Source organism: Sinorhizobium arboris LMG 14919 (genome assembly GCF_000427465.1).
Taxonomy (GTDB): domain Bacteria; phylum Pseudomonadota; class Alphaproteobacteria; order Rhizobiales; family Rhizobiaceae; genus Sinorhizobium; species Sinorhizobium arboris.
Genome location: NZ_KE386497.1, coordinates 232,403 through 248,831, shown reverse-complemented (window position 1 = coordinate 248,831; position 16,429 = coordinate 232,403). Strand labels below are relative to the sequence as shown.

At 56.8% G+C, this 16,429-nt stretch carries 13 protein-coding genes and 3 pseudogenes; 7 read left to right on the top strand and 9 right to left on the bottom strand.

The genetic code is table 11. The features are described from left to right. The first annotated feature begins 452 nt into the window (after nt 1-452). Nucleotides 453-1,445, top strand: coding sequence for an adenosine kinase (locus SINAR_RS0130020; RefSeq protein WP_028002495.1), 993 nt, complete (start codon nt 453-455; stop codon nt 1,443-1,445). A gap of 67 nt (nt 1,446-1,512) precedes the next feature. Here SINAR_RS0130020 and SINAR_RS1000000136040 read toward each other — a convergent pair. Further along, nucleotides 1,513-1,795, bottom strand: a pseudogene (locus SINAR_RS1000000136040) (IS66 family transposase); the annotation flags it as partial. A 119-nt stretch (nt 1,796-1,914) separates the two neighbouring features. On the opposite strand from SINAR_RS1000000136040, the gene SINAR_RS0130015 reads away from it, so the two are divergent. From SINAR_RS0130015 to SINAR_RS0130010, 3 genes are all read left to right on the top strand, one after another. Continuing rightward, entirely contained in the window at nt 1,915-2,640 is a 726-nt protein-coding gene (locus SINAR_RS0130015) for an FkbM family methyltransferase (RefSeq protein WP_028002494.1), read from the top strand. Between the two features lie 4 nt (nt 2,641-2,644). After that, entirely contained in the window at nt 2,645-2,812 is a 168-nt protein-coding gene (locus tag SINAR_RS1000000138575) for a M28 family peptidase (RefSeq protein ID WP_084617822.1), read from the top strand. Between the two features lie 281 nt (nt 2,813-3,093). Next, complete coding sequence (locus SINAR_RS0130010) at nt 3,094-5,751, top strand: HAD family hydrolase (protein WP_028002493.1); 2,658 nt, start codon at nt 3,094-3,096, stop codon at nt 5,749-5,751. Nucleotides 5,752-6,149: 398 nt separating this feature from the next. On the opposite strand, the pseudogene SINAR_RS1000000137980 reads toward SINAR_RS0130010, so the two are convergent. The 8 genes and pseudogenes from SINAR_RS1000000137980 to SINAR_RS0129960 all read right to left on the bottom strand — a co-directional run bounded on the left by SINAR_RS1000000137980 (nt 6,150) and on the right by SINAR_RS0129960 (nt 13,224). After that, nucleotides 6,150-6,453: pseudogene (locus SINAR_RS1000000137980) on the bottom strand (hypothetical protein). Then, nucleotides 6,453-7,606: pseudogene (gene tnpC / locus SINAR_RS1000000136030) on the bottom strand (IS66 family transposase); the annotation flags it as partial. The pseudogenes tnpC and SINAR_RS1000000137980, both read right to left, overlap by 1 nt. 63 nt (nt 7,607-7,669) lie before the next feature. Beyond that, complete coding sequence (locus tag SINAR_RS1000000134790) at nt 7,670-8,548, bottom strand: SMP-30/gluconolactonase/LRE family protein (RefSeq protein ID WP_050577606.1); 879 nt, start codon at nt 8,546-8,548, stop codon at nt 7,670-7,672. Then, complete coding sequence (locus SINAR_RS01000000134160; protein ID WP_050577605.1) at nt 8,548-9,681, bottom strand: mandelate racemase/muconate lactonizing enzyme family protein; 1,134 nt, start codon at nt 9,679-9,681, stop codon at nt 8,548-8,550. The genes SINAR_RS1000000134790 and SINAR_RS01000000134160 overlap by 1 nt, the downstream gene beginning before the upstream one ends. Beyond that, nucleotides 9,678-10,766, bottom strand: a complete 1,089-nt coding sequence (locus tag SINAR_RS01000000134155; protein WP_050577604.1) for an NAD(P)-dependent oxidoreductase — start codon at nt 10,764-10,766, stop codon at nt 9,678-9,680. The genes SINAR_RS01000000134160 and SINAR_RS01000000134155 overlap by 4 nt, the downstream gene beginning before the upstream one ends. Beyond that, the gene (locus tag SINAR_RS0129970; protein WP_028002491.1) at nt 10,756-11,523 is read right to left on the bottom strand and encodes a 2-phosphosulfolactate phosphatase; all 768 of its coding nucleotides are present in this window, start codon (nt 11,521-11,523) and stop codon (nt 10,756-10,758) included. The genes SINAR_RS01000000134155 and SINAR_RS0129970 overlap by 11 nt, the downstream gene beginning before the upstream one ends. Continuing rightward, nucleotides 11,520-12,455, bottom strand: a complete 936-nt coding sequence (locus tag SINAR_RS01000000134150) for a ribokinase (RefSeq protein WP_033058230.1) — start codon at nt 12,453-12,455, stop codon at nt 11,520-11,522. The genes SINAR_RS0129970 and SINAR_RS01000000134150 overlap by 4 nt, the downstream gene beginning before the upstream one ends. A 1-nt stretch (nt 12,456) precedes the next feature. Further along, a complete protein-coding gene (locus SINAR_RS0129960; protein ID WP_028002490.1) occupies nt 12,457-13,224 on the bottom strand; it encodes a GntR family transcriptional regulator in 768 nt (255 codons plus the stop codon). Nucleotides 13,225-13,363: 139 nt separating this feature from the next. Between SINAR_RS0129960 and SINAR_RS0129955 the strand changes: the two genes are divergently transcribed. Genes SINAR_RS0129955 through SINAR_RS01000000134145 form a run of 3 tightly spaced genes read left to right on the top strand, consistent with a single transcriptional unit; the run spans nt 13,364 to nt 16,424 of the window. Further along, complete coding sequence (locus SINAR_RS0129955; RefSeq protein WP_028002489.1) at nt 13,364-14,656, top strand: ABC transporter substrate-binding protein; 1,293 nt, start codon at nt 13,364-13,366, stop codon at nt 14,654-14,656. Between the two features lie 5 nt (nt 14,657-14,661). Beyond that, nucleotides 14,662-15,576 (top strand): carbohydrate ABC transporter permease, encoded by a 915-nt coding sequence (locus SINAR_RS0129950; RefSeq protein ID WP_050577603.1) that lies wholly within the window; start codon nt 14,662-14,664, stop codon nt 15,574-15,576. Next, nucleotides 15,573-16,424, top strand: a complete 852-nt coding sequence (locus SINAR_RS01000000134145; RefSeq protein ID WP_050577602.1) for a carbohydrate ABC transporter permease — start codon at nt 15,573-15,575, stop codon at nt 16,422-16,424. The genes SINAR_RS0129950 and SINAR_RS01000000134145 overlap by 4 nt, the downstream gene beginning before the upstream one ends. Nucleotides 16,425-16,429 lie beyond the last annotated feature (5 nt).

The window sequence follows — 16,429 nt, the reverse complement described above, 5'->3', positions numbered from 1 at the left end:
GGAGACTGCGTCAGACGTTAAGTTCAGCCGGGACATATATGTACTCAGAGCAAACTCAGGGACAGCTCCAAATTCACGCAACAGCGCCAACTGGCGCACACCTGGACGGAGTAGCAGGAAACGCTCGTGCCGCACGAAGAGGACGAGTCGTTCTCCGGAATGCCGCTCGCTGCTCCTTGAACGTCGACGATCTGGGCTTCAGCCCACACGCGCTCAAGCATCGCCTCACTGAACAGCTTTCCCTCGTCTGTCGAAGCTTGCGCCAAAATGAGCGGCAGCAACTGAATTCAGGCACAACTTTCCCGCCGGGTTGCTGTCGGAAGCGTGACAATAATCGTTTGCAAGCAATCAGCGGCCCGATACCAGCATAGGAATGAAATGGGCCACTCAAGTTGGCACAGCTCTTGCTAACTACCGCGGGCAATGGCTGACTGATTTTGGTGGAGAGATGGATGCCCTATTACGACGTGCTTTGCATCGGCAATGCCATTGTGGACATTGTCGCCCCGTGTGACGAGGCATTCCTTGAGACCAACGGCCTTATTAAGGGCGCCATGGACCTGATTGACGCCAGGCGCGCCGACCTGCTCTACAGCCGCATGAGCCCAGCAATTGAAGTCTCGGGCGGCAGTGCCGGCAATACGGCCGCGGGCGTGGCGAGCTTCGGCGGACGCGCCGCTTTCGTCGGCAAGGTGTCCAGCGATCGGCTCGGCGAAATCTACACGCATGACATGCGTGAACAGGGCGTTGCGTTCGACACAAAGCCGCTCAAGAACGAGCCGCGGACGGCACGATCGATGATCTTCGTCACGCCTGACGGCGAGCGCTCAATGAACACGTATCTTGGTGCCTGTGTCGAACTCGGGCCAGAGGATGTCGAGGCCGACAAGGCTTACGAGGCCAAGGTCACCTATTTCGAGGGTTATCTGTGGGATGCAACGCGCGGGAAGGAGGCGATCCGGCGAACTGCCATGCTGGCGCACGCGGCCGGACGGGAGGTGTCGATGACACTTTCGGATTCTTTATGCGTCGACCGCTACCGCGAAGAGTTTCTCACGCTGCTGCGATCCGGCACCGTCAGCCTCGTTTTTGCTAACAGCGGCGAAATCAAATCACTTTATCAGACCGTTTCCTTCGAGGAAGCGCTCGACGCCTTTCGCAAGGACTGCAACATAGGCGTGGTCACACGCTCTGGCAGAGGATCCGTGATCGTGTGCGGCAACGAGACCGTAGTCGTAAGAGCGACGAACATCGAGGAACTGGTCGACACGACGGGGGCCGGCGACCTCTATGCTGCCGGCTTCCTCTACGGTTACACAAGCGGACGCAGCCTCAAGGATTGCGGCGATTTGGGATCGTTGGCGGCAGGGCTCGTCATTCAACAGATCGGTGCGCGCCCGCGGCAAAATCTCCGCCGCGAGGCTGAGCAGGCTGGCCTTCTGTAGCAATAGATCGGGTAGCTCTTGAACTTCTTCTTCGCATACTCTTCACTGTCGACATGCGGCAGATAGCGGCAGTTTCGCCGCGCAGTTTCGCTTCGATACGATAGATCTCGGCAATCCTGGCAAGGATCGACAGAGCTTTCGAGGAGCCGGTCAGCTTGACGACATCGACGAACGTGCGCCGCGTGTGGGCAAGGCAGAAAGCCAACCGCAGCGGTGCTGCATTACTTTGCCCCCGGCGCTTGGCCATGGTTTCATAGGCACGATATACGTCGACCTGAAGCACCACCACCGAACGACGACAATTGCCCCTCGACCGCGCGAGCGCTGCGGCTTTCGGCAAAGATATAGGCGAAGCACCGCATTCCGCACGTGGCACGCCGATTGCAGGGGATGATGAGCGAGAGCCGCCGCGACAAACCGGTCGTAACGGCCCCGTCCCAAGATCGCAGATTACATTGGAGAGCGAGCTATGTTGTCCCAGTTTGAAAACCAGTCCATAAACCAGGAGGTCGCTAGGCTGCATCTGCCGAACTCTCGAATCAAGCACTTCGCGCCGGCCAGTTATGCACAAGCCGGAGAAGACGTTATTGTAGAGGGAATCTTGGCAGCAAAACTCTGCAGGAGCCAAAGAACTTGGGCCAGTGTATTCTATGTGGAGATCGGCGCTAATCACCCCATCTCTACCTCGAGTACCTATCTTATGTACCAAAGAGGCGCGCGAGGTGTTCTGGTTGAACCCAATCCTGAATTGGAACCGCTGATCCGCACTGCGCGCCCGGAAGACGTTCTCGTGCAATCCGTTGTCTTGCCCGCTCCGCAAGCGACTGCCACGCTCTTCATCGGAAACGCCCATGAGCTTTCCTCTGTGGATAAAGCACATGTGGAAAGTTTCGGCGACTTCAACGGTATAGGAGGTATCCGAGAACATATTGAGGTGAGCGCGATCGGTATCAATGAACTATTGACCCCATATACCAATAAGGTCGATTTCTTATCGATTGATTGCGAAGGACTGGATCACGATCTCGTTAAGGCCATTGACTACGAGCGCATCAGACCTGCTGTCATCCAATGCGAGCCAGGTGAGCATCGTCTAAAGGGCAACAGGGCTCGGATCATCAATCTGATGGAATGCAGATCATACCGGCTTGCTGCGATGACTGACATCAACGTTATCTTCGAGCGATTGACCTAATGCAGTGGCTCGTCGTGGTCGGAGGCCACCTTACTCGGTCAGCACCGCGAACGGGACTGCGGCACCCGGTGCCGACGATGATGCGTCTGGCGTTGCCGCTGTTTCGGAAATGCTGCGCGTCATCCTCGTTAGCAGCTTCCGGCCAAAAAGGACGCTGCAATTCGTCGCATAGGTCGCGGAGGAGGTTGGCTTCGCGGATCCAATGATATCCCCGAACCTATCGTGAGCAAGGCTTGCGTGTGATCGCAGCGTTGCAGGTGGATATGACGAGCAACGCCGGTTCCAGCAAGGACATGTTGCCGACTACGTCAGCGCCATTTGACGGCGTTCCTTAAGGACTTGATACAGAACGTGGTCGTTCGGGTGGCGAAGACGAGGGCCTAGACCCAAGAGTGGACGAGAAGTGAGAAGTTCTCAGCCAGAAAGATTGCGCTTGCGTGAAGGAGAATAGATATGCAGCTTATTCTAGAGCGCTTGGCCGCCAAGATAAAGCAAGCCGATATTGGTCAGCAGTCTTTCGGACGGTTCCCTAATGAACATATGTCTGACCCTGACTTTTATGGCGAGACCGTGCCGCGTCTTCCCAGGGACGACGTCTACCAATTTATCGGTCACGGTGATGCAATGTTTCCAGATGGGGGCGGTCTAACAGAAAGGATCACCAAGCGGCAAAAACCGGAGGATCGCCTGCTTTGGAACGACATGAGTGATACCAACCGTCAAGCACAAATAACGGTCCACGATATCCCAAATATTCTGGATAAGTTTGGGAATTCCGTAAAGGTACTCTCACTTGACTGTTTCGATACGTTGCTATGGCGCAAGACAGCGACACCTAAAGACGTTTTCGCCGTTCTGGCCGATAATCCCGTTGCGCAAAGATTGGGGATAACTCCTTACCAACGCATTAGCGCTGCTGCGCGTGCCTATCGAGCGAAGCCTTTAGAGAACGGATCCGGGGAAATCGATCTCGGTGATATTTATCGGTCTTTTACTTCGCTTTCTGGTGAGGAACGGGAGCTTTTGGCCGAGACGGAAATCCAGACCGAAGTGAATGTTTGCTTCGCATTCTCACCGTACGTAGAACTGATCAGGCTGGCGCACACCCGTGGTATCAAAATTATCGTCGTGAGCGATACGTATTTGCGCGAAGACGAGTTAAGGCGCCTGTTGGCTCGGCATTTGCCTGCAAACGTTATGCAGGCAATCAGTAAGATTTACTGCTCTGTCGATTATGGGACGTCGAAGAGCCATGCCCTTTTTCAGGTTGTAATCAAAGAGTGTGGCGTGCCTGCGTCGCAAATACTTCACATCGGGGATAATGACGTATCCGATGCCCAAGTGCCGCGGAAATTGGGCGTACGTGCGCTGCATTTCCTGCCGTTTGATCCCGAGGCCGCAGACTTTTTGCGCCTACAGAACGCGGCATCTTCGTTGATTGTACTCGAACAGGCAGCACCAGAAACAGTTATTCTGCCCCGCTATAGTCCATTTCGGCCGGTTTTTTCTGTAGCAAACCTGCAGCCGTACGCCCCTGAGACAGTGATCGGCTACATGTCGTTTGGCCCGGTGCTATACGCCTATGCTCGTTTTCTTATGGACGAAGTGGAGGCACTTGAACAGCAGGGCAAGCGAGTAAGGGTCTTCTTTCTGTTGCGTGATGCTTATCTTCTTTCAGCTGCGTGTGAAGCCTATGCGCGCAAGCCCGTCGGCAAGCTGGTACGAATCCGCAACTTCATTGCTACTGCGGCCTCCTTCAAAACCCGCGCCGACGTCGATTATTACATCAGCGGAATCGAACCCGAATTTGACAACTTTCATGCCACTGCAAAACAGCTTTTGCTTCCGCCTGAAGTGACGGAATTGCTCATACGGATCGCCCATCAATCTGACGATCCGAAAACGGCGTTCCATCAGTTGCTGCATGACGACGATGTGTTGGAGCTGATATTCAAGAACTCCTTTGCTTTGCGTGCCCGCCTGATGCGCTATATGTCGAAGGAATTGGAGTTGGAGGAAGGCGATACCATCATCTTGGCAGACACAAGCTGGAACGGCAAAACGCAGGAATGTTTGGTTCGCACCTTCAAAGAAGAATTGAAAGTCGACATACTGGGCCGCTATCTGGTCGCCTCCGACGAACCTTGCCGTGCGGCGAACAGCAAAGCACTCATTAGGTCGCCCTGGTGGAATCACACTTTATTTGAGCAATGCTGCACTTTCAAGGAAGGAGCTGTTGTGGACTATGATTTGCACGGCGAGCCAGTTCTGGGGGAGATCAAACTTAGTGAGAAGCAGTACGAGAAGGTTGCCAATGTTCAAGCTGAATGCTTGCGGTTCATCAATGATGCGAGGACGTTTTTTACCAAGGCTGGTGTGACGCACGAGTATTCTATTTTGCAGCAGGCCGCCCATGCAGCTCTATTCCGCCATGCCTACATGCCTATTGAAGCGGAGTTGGAATATTTCAAGGACTTCCAGCACGACAAGTTTATGGGACCAGACCGCAAGAAGACGATCTATCACTTAGAAAGTGCTTCGAAGAATGTGAGGTGCCTGCCCTCACCTTATCGGCTGGGTGCATATGAAACGCGCAGCTTGGGGCTTGACTTCACATTCAGCGGCCTGGTCCAAAGAAGATTTCAACTTGATTTAGGTCCAGAAGATATGAATGTGCGTTTTTCACCTCTGAAAGTCTCGATAGAGAGCACACACGAGTCCAAGGTCGTGTTGCTTAGAGCACACCATCTGCATGACGGATATTTCTCCATTATTCTTCCATATGTAAGCGGCACCAGTGTGAAAATGCTCCTGGGGGAGCATTATGAATGGCTGCAAATCGCAGATATACAACTGTTGGATAATGCAAGAAACGTGTGTAGGAATGTGTCGAGCTCTCTCGATCTGGAAGAAATCAACCGGGAGGGAGAGATTTACCGGTGCCTTTCACAGGCAAGTGTCGCGACAATACGTCCCGTTGATTTGGAGCTGGTCAAAATGCCTCATTACTATCATGTGATCTTCCGCCCATTGGTTTCGAGGGCATCTGATCCACTGCGGAGGCCGCCTCGCAATAAAGGAGGAAGATTCATGCCTCCTGCGCAGCGGTGATTCACTGGCTCCGAAGGATTTGAAGGATAGCGAGTGCGCGGCGGCGACGATCGACTGGCGAACTATTCATATCCTTATATGCGGGCGCTCTCGCCAAGCCAGTTAGTTGCGTGCGTCAACTTCAGCAAAAAGGTCATGAGCGGAGGCCGGGGGCATACCCCTTTGTTGTACCGGTAAGCGGCAAGGGAACCCCGTCTGGCGGAAGGGGTGGCGGCCGGATATCGTAGCGCGCGTTGTGAGCCGATGTGAGCTTCTATGTCTGCGCCTAGGTCTGTTGGTGTGGACGGCTCCCTACGGCATCAAGTGTGCCAGAATGAGTTCGTTGGAGTACTCAATCGGGGGAGGCCGCCCGTGAAACAGATTATTCGTATTGGTATTAGATACTAACCGCCCGGTTGTTACCGCGCAGATTTCGCTTTGATGCGAGCCTGAGTTCCTGGTCATCGACGAAGTCTTCGAGGAAGTCGGTCCATTCGTCAGCGGTGCGGCGAGCATGGGCAAGCATTTGCTCCAGTTCTTCAATTCCGCCGCGGGTAAGCGAAGTTATTGCGTCGTCCGGCCCGGTGCAGACGCTGATGATGCTGCCGTAGCCCCGTAGCTCAGGTTGTCCTCGTTGCTGACAATCGCCTAAAGGAGCTCGGAATCTTCGTTGAGCAAGTTGGCGACGTAGTCGATGCTGAACACATGGGTCACGGTTGCCATCAGGCGGCCTCTGCGCAGCTCATGGGAACAGGCTCCCAATTCCAAGGGAGCAATTCGTCGAGCCCATTGATCTTGTGATCGTGAATGCGATCGAGCACGTCGGCCAGGTAGGCCTGTGGATCGAGGCCGTTCATCTTGGCCGTCTCGATGATCGTCATGGCGCGTGCCAGGGTCTCCGCGCCGGTGTCAGCGCCAGCAAATAGTCAGTTCTTGCGCCCTATTCCAATTGGGGGCAGGGCTCGCTCGGCGGCATTGTTGTCGATGGCGACACTACTATCTCCCAGGAACAAGCAGAATGAGGGCCAGCGGCTCAGGCCATAACGGCAGGCTTGCGCCAAATCGCCTTTACCCGGAATGCGGGTCAGTTGCGCTTCGGCCCAGACACGGAATGTTTCGACTTTTGGCTTGCTGTGCTTTTGACGCGTGGCAAAACGGACATTGGCAGGCTGACCGGTAATGTCTCGCTCGATGTCGTAAAGCGCACCGATACCATCGAGAGCCTCGCGTGCGATCTCGGTTTTATTCGAGGTCCAGATATCATGGAAGTCGCCTCGCCAATGCGCTCAGCATGCCGCCTCTCGGAAGCGAGATGTCCCATCCGCCCCAAGGTCATAGCTTCCCGTAGCCTTTGTAGCCATCAGCTTGAAGGATGCCGCTCGCGCGGTCTGAGGTGATGATGGACGTGGTCTTCCTTCCAGTCCGGGGCGAAGTAATAGACCGCACCCGGTGGAGCCGCGCCCGCCCAGGGACGTTGATCGCGGACATACGTCCAGATCCTGCCCTACTTCACGCCTTTGCCCAGCCCCTTGTCTCGGAGAGAGCGATCGAGCACCCGGTTCGGGGTGTCGTCGCATGGAGAAGGTCGCGTCCCATGATCGCACTCTCGATCCGCTCGATCAAAGGCTGAAGCACCTGCATGGCGCGACCGCACCAATCGACCAGCGTGCTGTCGGGAATGTCGGCGCCGATGCGGGCGAAGATCTCGTTACAGTGGCAGGTGGTCGTCCAACTTCGAGACGAGGATGTAAGCTAGAAGGCCACCACCTGCCATGCTGGCCGGTATCGGACGGCTTGGTGCCGGCAACTGCACCATCTTTTCGCAGCACCGGCAGGACTTCTTCAATCGAGCGACCTCGATGACCTTCATCTGCGCAACGCCGACGTGACGTCGCATCCCTCGCGGCAGTCGAACACTCGACTGCTCAACAGCCCAGAGCTAGACTCTGCAACTCAACGGCGGTCGTCCAGCCTGAGTGACCTCAATGCGGAAGAGGTTGCCGGACTCGGGAAATCGAAGAAGTTCATCAGACGGTTGCCTGGTTCGCCGTGAGGTTATGAACAGCGTTCTCAGATCTTCGCCGCCAAGTGCCACACAGGTCGGCGCCATACTCGGCATATCCACGCGATCCGTGAGGTGACCGTTTCGGTCGATGCGAACGACACAGCCGCCTCGTAGCCTAGCGCTCCAGTAGCCCCCATCAATGTCCATGGTAGCGCCATCAGGCGATCCCGGGGCGACGTTCGGGCCTGCCAGAGGGCCTATCTCGGCAAGACCCGCGAATTGCGGAGCCAGGGCGAAACGCCGGATGGTGCCTTCCGTTGTGTCGGTGAAGTACATGATCCGGCCGTCGGGCGAAAATTCCAGTCCGTTGGCGGCCGCTACGCCACCGAAGAGCCTAACGACCTCGCCATTGGGCGCAATGCGATAGACGCCCCCGACTGGCTCACGGCTTTGTTCATTGTATGTGCCCAAGACGATCCCACCGTAGGGATCGATCGCGGCGTCGTTGACGCGGGTTTGCGGAAGATGCGGCTCGATTTCGGCCACTTGTGTGAAGTGTGTGAAGGTTGGGTCCGTAATGACTATAGACTTTGGCAAGCCGAGCACGAAGCCACCGCCCGCGCGTGGAAAGACGAACGCCGCACGATTGGGAAGTTGCCGCACAGTCCCAACTTTCCCGTTGTCGTCCCAGCGGAACACGATCTTCGCTTCAATGTCAGTCCACCAGAGGCTGTGGTCCAATGCATTCCAGTTGCATCCTTCGCCTAGCAAGTTTTGGCAATCGAACGCTGTGTACGCATGATAAACCCGCATTACTTTGCGCTCTGCATATTCCGGGTCCGAAGTTCAACAGGATCGACAGCGAAGGGTTCGAGCTTTTCGTCGTTGAACATCACGCCATGTCCGGGAGTTTCAAATGGAAGGGCCACTCCGTTCTCAAGGCGAAGTTCCGTCTGAAGCACACCCATTTCGGAGAAGCTTCCGCCGTGCACGCATTCGAGGATGTCCGCGTTGTCGATCGCACACATTACCGCGACGGACAGTTCGGACATGTAGTGGGGCGCCATGGTGCGGTGGAAGGACGCTGACAGATTGGCGATCTTCAGCCACTCGCTGATACCTCCGACGCGGCACACGTCCGCTTGGACGACATCGACGGCGTTGGCCTGTAGATAATCGGCAAACTGATGCCGCGTATATAGGCTCTCGCCGACCGCAATGGGCTGCGACACAAAGCGGCGCAGGTCGGCGTGCCCACGGATATCCTCCGCATGGAGAGGCTCTTCGATCCAGCCAAGGTCGAAGGCGGCTAGTTTCTGCAGTCGGGACATGCAGTCAGCGACATTCCAGCGCTGATTGGCATCGACGAACAGTCGTCGCGTGGGGCCGATCAGTTTCTTCACGGCTACGATACGGTCGAGATCTTCTTCCGCGTTGTCCCGACCGATTTTTATCTTCACCGCCCTGTGTCCCTGCGTCAGGAACTTATCTACCTGATCGAGTAGAGCGTCGCTCGCGAGGAAGAGGTCGATTCCACTGCCATAGGTGGGGATGCTTTCGCGCCGCGCGCCGAGCAGACGGTATAATGGAACGTTATACCACTTGGCCGAAATATCCCAAAGCGCGATGTCGATCGCGCCCAATGCGAGGGTGTTGATGCCCCCGGTGCCGCTGCGATGCAATTGGCCATAGAGGAACGACCAAAGTCGTTCGATCTGTCGCGGATCTTGTCCGACAAGCATCGTTCGGCAATAATCATCGATCAGGGAGAGGATGGCACTTCCGCCGATCCCTGTCGTATAGGCAAAGCCCTCGCCTGCGACCCCAGCGTCTGTGGTCACGCGGGTGATGATGAATTCCAGGCTCGCCACGCGGTGTGTGGCATCCTCCCAGGAGACCGTCGGCGGGATGTGATAGAGACGTGAGGCGACATCGATGATTTTCAAGGCAAGGTCCTCTCAGCCATAGTGAGAACTTCGGGGTTCGATAGATGCTCGGCCTTGCCACCCAAGAGCCGCTGCAGATTTTGCACAATGCTGCGGGTATGACGTACGCGCATTTCTTCGGTCCACGCCGCCAGGTGAGGGGTCGCGAGGACGCGCTGATGAGCAACAAGCGGATCCGTCGCCGAAGGCGGCTCCGTGTCAAACACGTCTAGCGCGGCGCCAGCGATTTGTCCGCGATCCAAAGCTCGTAGCAGCGCGTCAGTGTCTATCAGGCCTGCCCGACCGGTGTTGATGAGATATGCTCCGTGCCCCATCCGATCGAGCTCGTTCGCACCGATCATGCCGCGTGTTTGCGTGCTGAGCCGCGCGTGCAATGTTACGATTGCCGAGCGTGCCAGAAGTTCGTCGAGTGAGACAGGTTCGACTCCGAGCGTTTTCAACTCGCCGCTATCGACATAAGGATCGTGGACGACAATTCTCATGCCAAAGCCGGAAAACTTTTCGGCGACGATACGTCCGATTGCCCCGAAGCCGATGATACCGAGAGTGCGACCATGCAGCTCGATGCCCGTGAATGCGAGTTGGGGAGAATCCGCGCCGCGCCCCCATACCGTGCCACGATAAAAATCCTCCCCGGGGTCGAAGTTAGGAGACCGGGACCTTATCCATGCACTGGCAGGGACAAGGTGTCGAATAAGCGCCAGCGCGAGCGCAACCGTGAACTCTGCGACGCCGTGATCCGTTCTTCCCACAGTGTGAAAAACGGCGATGCCTCGCGCCGTGGCGGCCGCTACATCGATGTTCGCTTGCGGAGCCGAGCGCACTGACAGGATGGCGCGAAGATGAGGTGCGGCAGCCAGCAGTTCCTCGTCAAAGCACTCGTATCCCGCTAATACAACCTCTGCATCAGCTATTGCGTCCATCAGTTGCTTGCGATCGCAGAACCAATCGCCGGCTGCCCAGCCGACCAACTTAAGCTCGCTCATTTCGCGGAGGCAGGCAATACCCTCTGGGCTGAGGTCTGCTGTGGCCAGGACGCGAGGTCGGCGATGAACCAATTTTATTGCGGCTGTGCTACTGTGCATCGAGGACATATACCGGATGATCGTAAATTTCGTGCTGCGCGGTGACGACAGGAACGATTGTCGATTCGTTGATGCGCGCACAGAACTCCACATCGTGCTGTCGATAATTGCCAATGAAGCGTCGCCCGGTCATCGAACTCAGCAACACCGGCACGGCGCCATTTTGTGAAATTGAGAAACCGCGAGCGAGCGACGCAGAGTCGTCGAGTTCGACAGCGTCATCATTCGCAAATTCACAAAACTGTGAAACGATCATTCCGGCGCAATAGCTATCTTCAATCGCGATACGTGCATTGCGCAGTTGGCCGGAGCAGATAATCGTTATGTCTGCATTGCGCGATGATGCTTCCGCGAGCGCGCGCCAGGCAACCGCATCCAGGTTTCGCAATGAACCAAGCAGTATCAAGGATGCACCTTCTCGAACTGCTGCGAGAATTGCTGGCGTGCCATTGGCGGTTGCCAGCATCGAAAAGCGGCCCGATAGATCGAGTCCGGACAGCAATGACGGCGAGGGCTCATGATCGAAGCCGAGGGGCGGTGATCCATCATCCCGCTCCGCGCAAATAACTCCAGTCTCGCCCACCGCGGCGCGCGCTTTGGTGACGTCCGAGCCAAATCCTCCCACAAACACACGATCGCTGCCGGCGTCGAAAAGAGTAACAATAGCTGTCGTGGCGCGGATCACATCGACGACGATACATACGTCGCCGGCGATAGCCAGGGGGCTGGTGGGAAGGAAAGCGACCTTTATCTTCATCGGAGAGCGGTTCCTGTTTTCATTAACTCTGAGATCTGTCTCTCATCGGGCAATGCCGGAACCACGAGCTTTTTCGTGACTGCGATGGCGCCGGCTGCGGTGCCGCGGCGAACGGCCTCAGCGAGCGTCAATCCGCTAGCCAGTCCTGCAGCGAGTGCCCCGTTGAATGCATCTCCGGCCCCGGTGGTATCGACGACGTCGACCGGGTAGCTTGCGATTTTGGTCATTTCGTCGGGCCCGGCAATCAGGGCACCATCCGCTCCCAGGGTCATTACGACGTGTCTAACGCCCAGGCCGCGTAGTCTTGCCGCTACTTCGGCGTCCGCCTGCCGATCGTCCGCCTCAAGCCCCAGCAGGATGCGCGCTTCGGACTGGTTCGGGGTTAGGATGTCAACATCGGCAAGGATCTCCTTCGGCAGGGCGCGGGCAGGTGCCGGATTAAGAATGGTGGTAAGCCCCCGCGCCTTGCCGATGGCTAGGGCGCGGGCTGCGGCCTCGATGGGGATCTCAAGCTGCGTAAGTAGGATGCCCGGGCTCTTCCAAGTGTCTGCGAAGCCTTCGACATCGCTGGCCGTGAGCCGCGCGTTGGCGCCAGGATCTGTGATGATGCGGTTCTCGCCTACGGCATCGAGAATGATGATTCCCGCCATTGTGGGCGTCTCGGCCATTTGCCTAACTGCAGAGCAGTTGACGCCTTCGGCTCGCCAAAGTTCCAGAGCTTCTAAACCAAATTTGTCGGCACCAACGCCTGCCAGCAGGCTGCATCTGGCGCCAAGTCGCGCAGCTCCGATAGCCTGATTGGAGCCCTTGCCGCCATTTCCGAAGGCGAACCCCGACCCCAGCAAGGTTTCACCCGGCGCCGGCACCTCGCCCACAATCCAAAACGCGACTCCGTAAGAGCCGACTACATAAACTTCTTCAGAGCCAAGCATTTCATCTACTCCGGTCGATCAATCGACGAGGTTGAGCGATCGAGCTGCTGTTTCGCTCGATCCAGCAGCTGTAAATGTAGCGGTCCGCCCGATAGGACGAAGACGAGAAGTAAATAACTCGATCGCCCGCGTCGAAGGCAGTACGGTCGATTTGCAGCACAGCGGTGCCGCTGGACACGTCGAGTGCTTTTGCCAGTTTTGCACGCGCGATGCCGGCCCGTATCTCCTGCTTGGCTCGTGCAAGCGGCACTCCAAGTTGCTTTTCGAGAATCTCGGTGAAAGAAGTGTCGGCAAGGTCGAGCTTTTCGATGAGGCGACCGATTGCTGCTACGAACGAAACGGTCTCAACCGCCACGACCTCGTCGTCGATCGTTCGCACGCGCTCGATGGTCAAGATGCTCTCGTTGGCCGGCACGTTGAGTGCGGCTGCCACGGCATCAGCTGGACGCCAGTGGACCGTCATATGCCTGGTACCCGGCCGAAATCCCCGCGCTATCGCTTCTTCCGAAAATCCTGAAAAAGTAAGCAGGTCCCGACCGATGTGACGCTTCGCAACGAAAGTCCCTTTGCCAGCGCGTCGATACAGCAAGCCTTCACCGACAAGGGTGAGCACCGCCTGTCGCACAGTGCTGCTGCTGAGCTCGTGCTGCTTCATCAACTCCATCTCGGTGGGGAGTTGATCGCCAGGATTGAAGACGCCGCTCTCGATCTGAGACCGAATAATGTCGGCGAGCTGAATATGAAGTGGAGTTCTACCGGGCTGAATCATGCGGCCTCCTTAACCTAGTCATTGTTACTACACCGTCTTCGCGTTTGGCAATATTACTTTATTGCATTCTTGCAAGAAAACATCTAGCGTGTGCGTTAGCGGCTCCATTGTTAGGGGCGCCGAAAGGGGAGGAAACACAATGACTATAATGGAACATCGCTTGGGTCGGCGCGGCTTCATGACCGGTTTGTTGGGGGTGTCGTCGCTGCCGCTGCTTGGGCCGTTGCCGGCTGTGGCGCAGGGCCAACCGCTGAGATTCTTAGGGACCGGAGATGGGAAACGCTATCAGCTTCTCTTCGCAGCCTTCGAGAAGGTATCCGGCGTCAGGCCTTCATTCGAAGGCATTCCGTTCCCCGATTATCAGAACACTGTCGTTCAACGCTTTCGGACGGGGAACTCCGGGATCGATGTCTTCCAGGTAGACCCGACTTATGTGCCGACGTTCGCCAAGCTAGGCATCTTGAAGGACCTAACGAGTGCCTTCGCCGAAAAGAGCAAGGGCGTGCTGTTCCCCAGCGATGTGGAGGGTGCGACCTACAACAGAAAGATGCTTTCATTGCCGATGTGGGAGTCGACGCAGCTCCTGTTCTTCAACAAACAGCTTTTGGCTAAATCGGGTGTTGAAGCGCCGGGTTCCTCACCTGACGCACGCATGACCTGGGACAAGGTCATCGACCTTGCTAAAAAGGCGCAGGCGGCGGGAGCCGAGACGGGCTTCGCCTTCGAGCAAGTCGATCGCTACTACCAGCTACAGATCCTTCCGGAGTCGCTTGGCGGTGGGCCAGGTGTCAAGGGTGACGACCTGCTGACCGTAGACGTGGCTAACGATGCTTGGCTGCAGGCGGGAAAATGGTACGGAAGCCTCTATGCCGATGGAGTGGCTTCGCGCGCTGCGACAGGAAATGAGATGGCCGACCTGTTCAAAGCTGGCCGGCTTGCCTTCCTTGTCGGAGGTCCCTGGCTGATCGCCGATTTCGACACAGCCGAGGGTCTTGAGTATGGAGTGGCGCCTCATCCGTACTTTGCCGGTGGCAAAGCCGTGACGCCATCCGAGAGTTGGCATCTGGGCGTGGCGGCGGGCAGCGCCAATACCGACCTGGCTCTGAGGTTTTTGGAATACACCTGCTTGAACACTGAAGGTGCGCGAGCTTCCGCCAGGGGAGAAGGCAATCTCAGCGCGAACATGGCCGCTGAGGCCGAGTTCTTGAAAGGCGTCGCCCAGCAACATCCCAATCTTCAGGGCATCGATACTTTGATCCAATACGAAACCAATAACACCGCTATCCGTCGACCCCGGTCCTTGGGATATCTCCAGTTGGAAGAGCTGGTCACGCGTGCGTGGAGTGATATTCGCAACGGAAGTGATGCCGTTCAGACGTTTACGCAGCTTCAAAGCGAACTAGAGCGTAGTTTCAAGCGGATCGGGCGCTAACAGCGATGGCCATGGTGACGGCTTATGAGAAACGGATTGTGAGGGCTGCACCCATAATTCGTCGACTTTCAAAATGGAGAGCGGCGATAGCGCCGCTCCTCTTCCTCGCGCCGGCTCTAGTGGGTCTCATCGCGTTTCGCTTGTTGCCAGCGGGCTGGCTCGTTCAGCAAAGCTTCTCCGGCCCCGACGGGGAATTCGCGGGGCTCGATAATTTCGAGTTTCTCTTCGCGTCGCCGAACTTTGCCAAGACCATGCAGGCCACCCTGACTTTTGTCGTAGTGACCGTGCCACTGCAGACGGTAGTCGCTTTCGGCCTCGCCTTGCTGTTTGTCGAAAACTCGCGGGTTATCTCGCTCCTGCGAGTCTTGGTGTTTCTGCCGGTTTTGATCCCATCGAGCGTCGCCGCCATACTGTGGGGCGCTGCCTACCGCCCCCAAGGATTGGCAAACGCGCTCTTGAGGTCTGTCGGGGTGAGTGCCCAACCGTTTCTCGCATCGCCAGACCAGGCACTAATGTCGATCACCGTCATGAGCTCTTGGATCGGCTGCGGCTTCTGGATGATATTCCTCATCGGTGGCCTAAAAGATATTCCTCGCGACCTCCATGAGGCAGCTTCGATCGACGGAGCTGGGAAGCTTTCTTCGCTTTGGCACATCACTGTCCCGCTAATGCGGAGGCCGTTGGCCTTCGTAATCGTCGCGGATACGGTGGCTGCATTTTTGCTGTTCGCTCCGATAGCACTACTTACCCGAGGGGGGCCTAACGGCAGCACACAGCTCATCATGTACGACGTGTATCAGCAGGCCTACTTTTTTAATGATTTGTCGCTGGCTGCTGCAGAGGGGTTGACCTTGATGGTCGTGATGATGGGCGTCATCCTCATCCAGTTTCGGTTGCTATCGCGGGAGAAGCAACAATGAGCGCCGTAGAAACAAACTCGACCCGAGCGAGGCGCATCGTTCAGCTGCTGTTCGGTATCGCCGTCGCCGCCGGTTTTATGCTGCCGATCGCTTGGCTGGTGGCAGGTAGCCTCCGGCCCGGTAGTCAGATATTCACCTCGCTCGATCCGCTTTCCATTGGCTCCTTTATCCCGCCACGGCCAACGTTGGAAAATTTTGGGAGCGCGCTCGGCGGAACGTTCCGGACTGGATTGATCAACTCTATCATCGTGGCGGCATGTACGGTGGTCGTGGGATTGCTGGTGTGCGCAGCCGCAGCCTTCGCGTTGAGTGCAATGCAGTGGCGCGGTCGCGAAGTCGTCTTCGCACTCATCGTCTTCAGTTTTTTAGTTCCCGAGGAGGTTGTGGCTGTCCCGTTGTCGGCCATCTTCGCGCGCGGCGGGCTGCAAAACACCTACGTAGCATTGATTGTGCCCTTCGTGGGAAACGGCATAGTCATCTTCCTACTGCGGCAGTTCTTCCTTGCCATACCGCGTTCGTTGATTGAAGCGGCTCAAGTCGACGGCGCCGGCTGGCTAAGAATTTTCTTTCAGATTTTCCTGCCGCTTTCACGGCCGGCTCTCATCGGCGCCGGGCTCATCCTCTTCAATGGGCAATGGCAGGCCTATCTCTGGCCGCTTCTGGTCACAACGCGCGAAGACATGTTCCTCGCCCCGATTACCCTCGGTCTGATGGTGGGGCAGTACAGCAGCGACTATGGCCAGATCTTCGCGGCGTCGACCATTCTGAGCCTCATCCCTGCAGTCATCCTGCTGGGCTTCCAACGCTCCTTCACCGACTCGGTCGCTATGTCGGGCGTCAAAGAATAACGAGG

Excerpts from the sequence above, each read along its gene's own strand:
- SINAR_RS0130020 (WP_028002495.1), top strand. The coding sequence starts at position 453 with ATGCCCTATTACGACGTGCTTTGCATCGGCAATGCCATTGTGGACATT.
- SINAR_RS01000000134145 (WP_050577602.1), top strand. The coding sequence starts at position 15,573 with ATGAGCGCCGTAGAAACAAACTCGACCCGAGCGAGGCGCATCGTTCAG.
- SINAR_RS0129960 (WP_028002490.1), bottom strand. The coding sequence starts at position 13,224 with ATGATTCAGCCCGGTAGAACTCCACTTCATATTCAGCTCGCCGACATT.
- SINAR_RS01000000134155 (WP_050577604.1), bottom strand. The coding sequence starts at position 10,766 with ATGCACAGTAGCACAGCCGCAATAAAATTGGTTCATCGCCGACCTCGC.
- SINAR_RS0129950 (WP_050577603.1), top strand. The coding sequence starts at position 14,662 with ATGGCCATGGTGACGGCTTATGAGAAACGGATTGTGAGGGCTGCACCC.
- SINAR_RS0129955 (WP_028002489.1), top strand. The coding sequence starts at position 13,364 with ATGACTATAATGGAACATCGCTTGGGTCGGCGCGGCTTCATGACCGGT.
- SINAR_RS0130015 (WP_028002494.1), top strand. The coding sequence starts at position 1,915 with ATGTTGTCCCAGTTTGAAAACCAGTCCATAAACCAGGAGGTCGCTAGG.
- SINAR_RS0130010 (WP_028002493.1), top strand. The coding sequence starts at position 3,094 with ATGCAGCTTATTCTAGAGCGCTTGGCCGCCAAGATAAAGCAAGCCGAT.
- SINAR_RS01000000134150 (WP_033058230.1), bottom strand. The coding sequence starts at position 12,455 with ATGCTTGGCTCTGAAGAAGTTTATGTAGTCGGCTCTTACGGAGTCGCG.
- SINAR_RS0129970 (WP_028002491.1), bottom strand. The coding sequence starts at position 11,523 with ATGAAGATAAAGGTCGCTTTCCTTCCCACCAGCCCCCTGGCTATCGCC.
- SINAR_RS1000000134790 (WP_050577606.1), bottom strand. The coding sequence starts at position 8,548 with ATGCGGGTTTATCATGCGTACACAGCGTTCGATTGCCAAAACTTGCTA.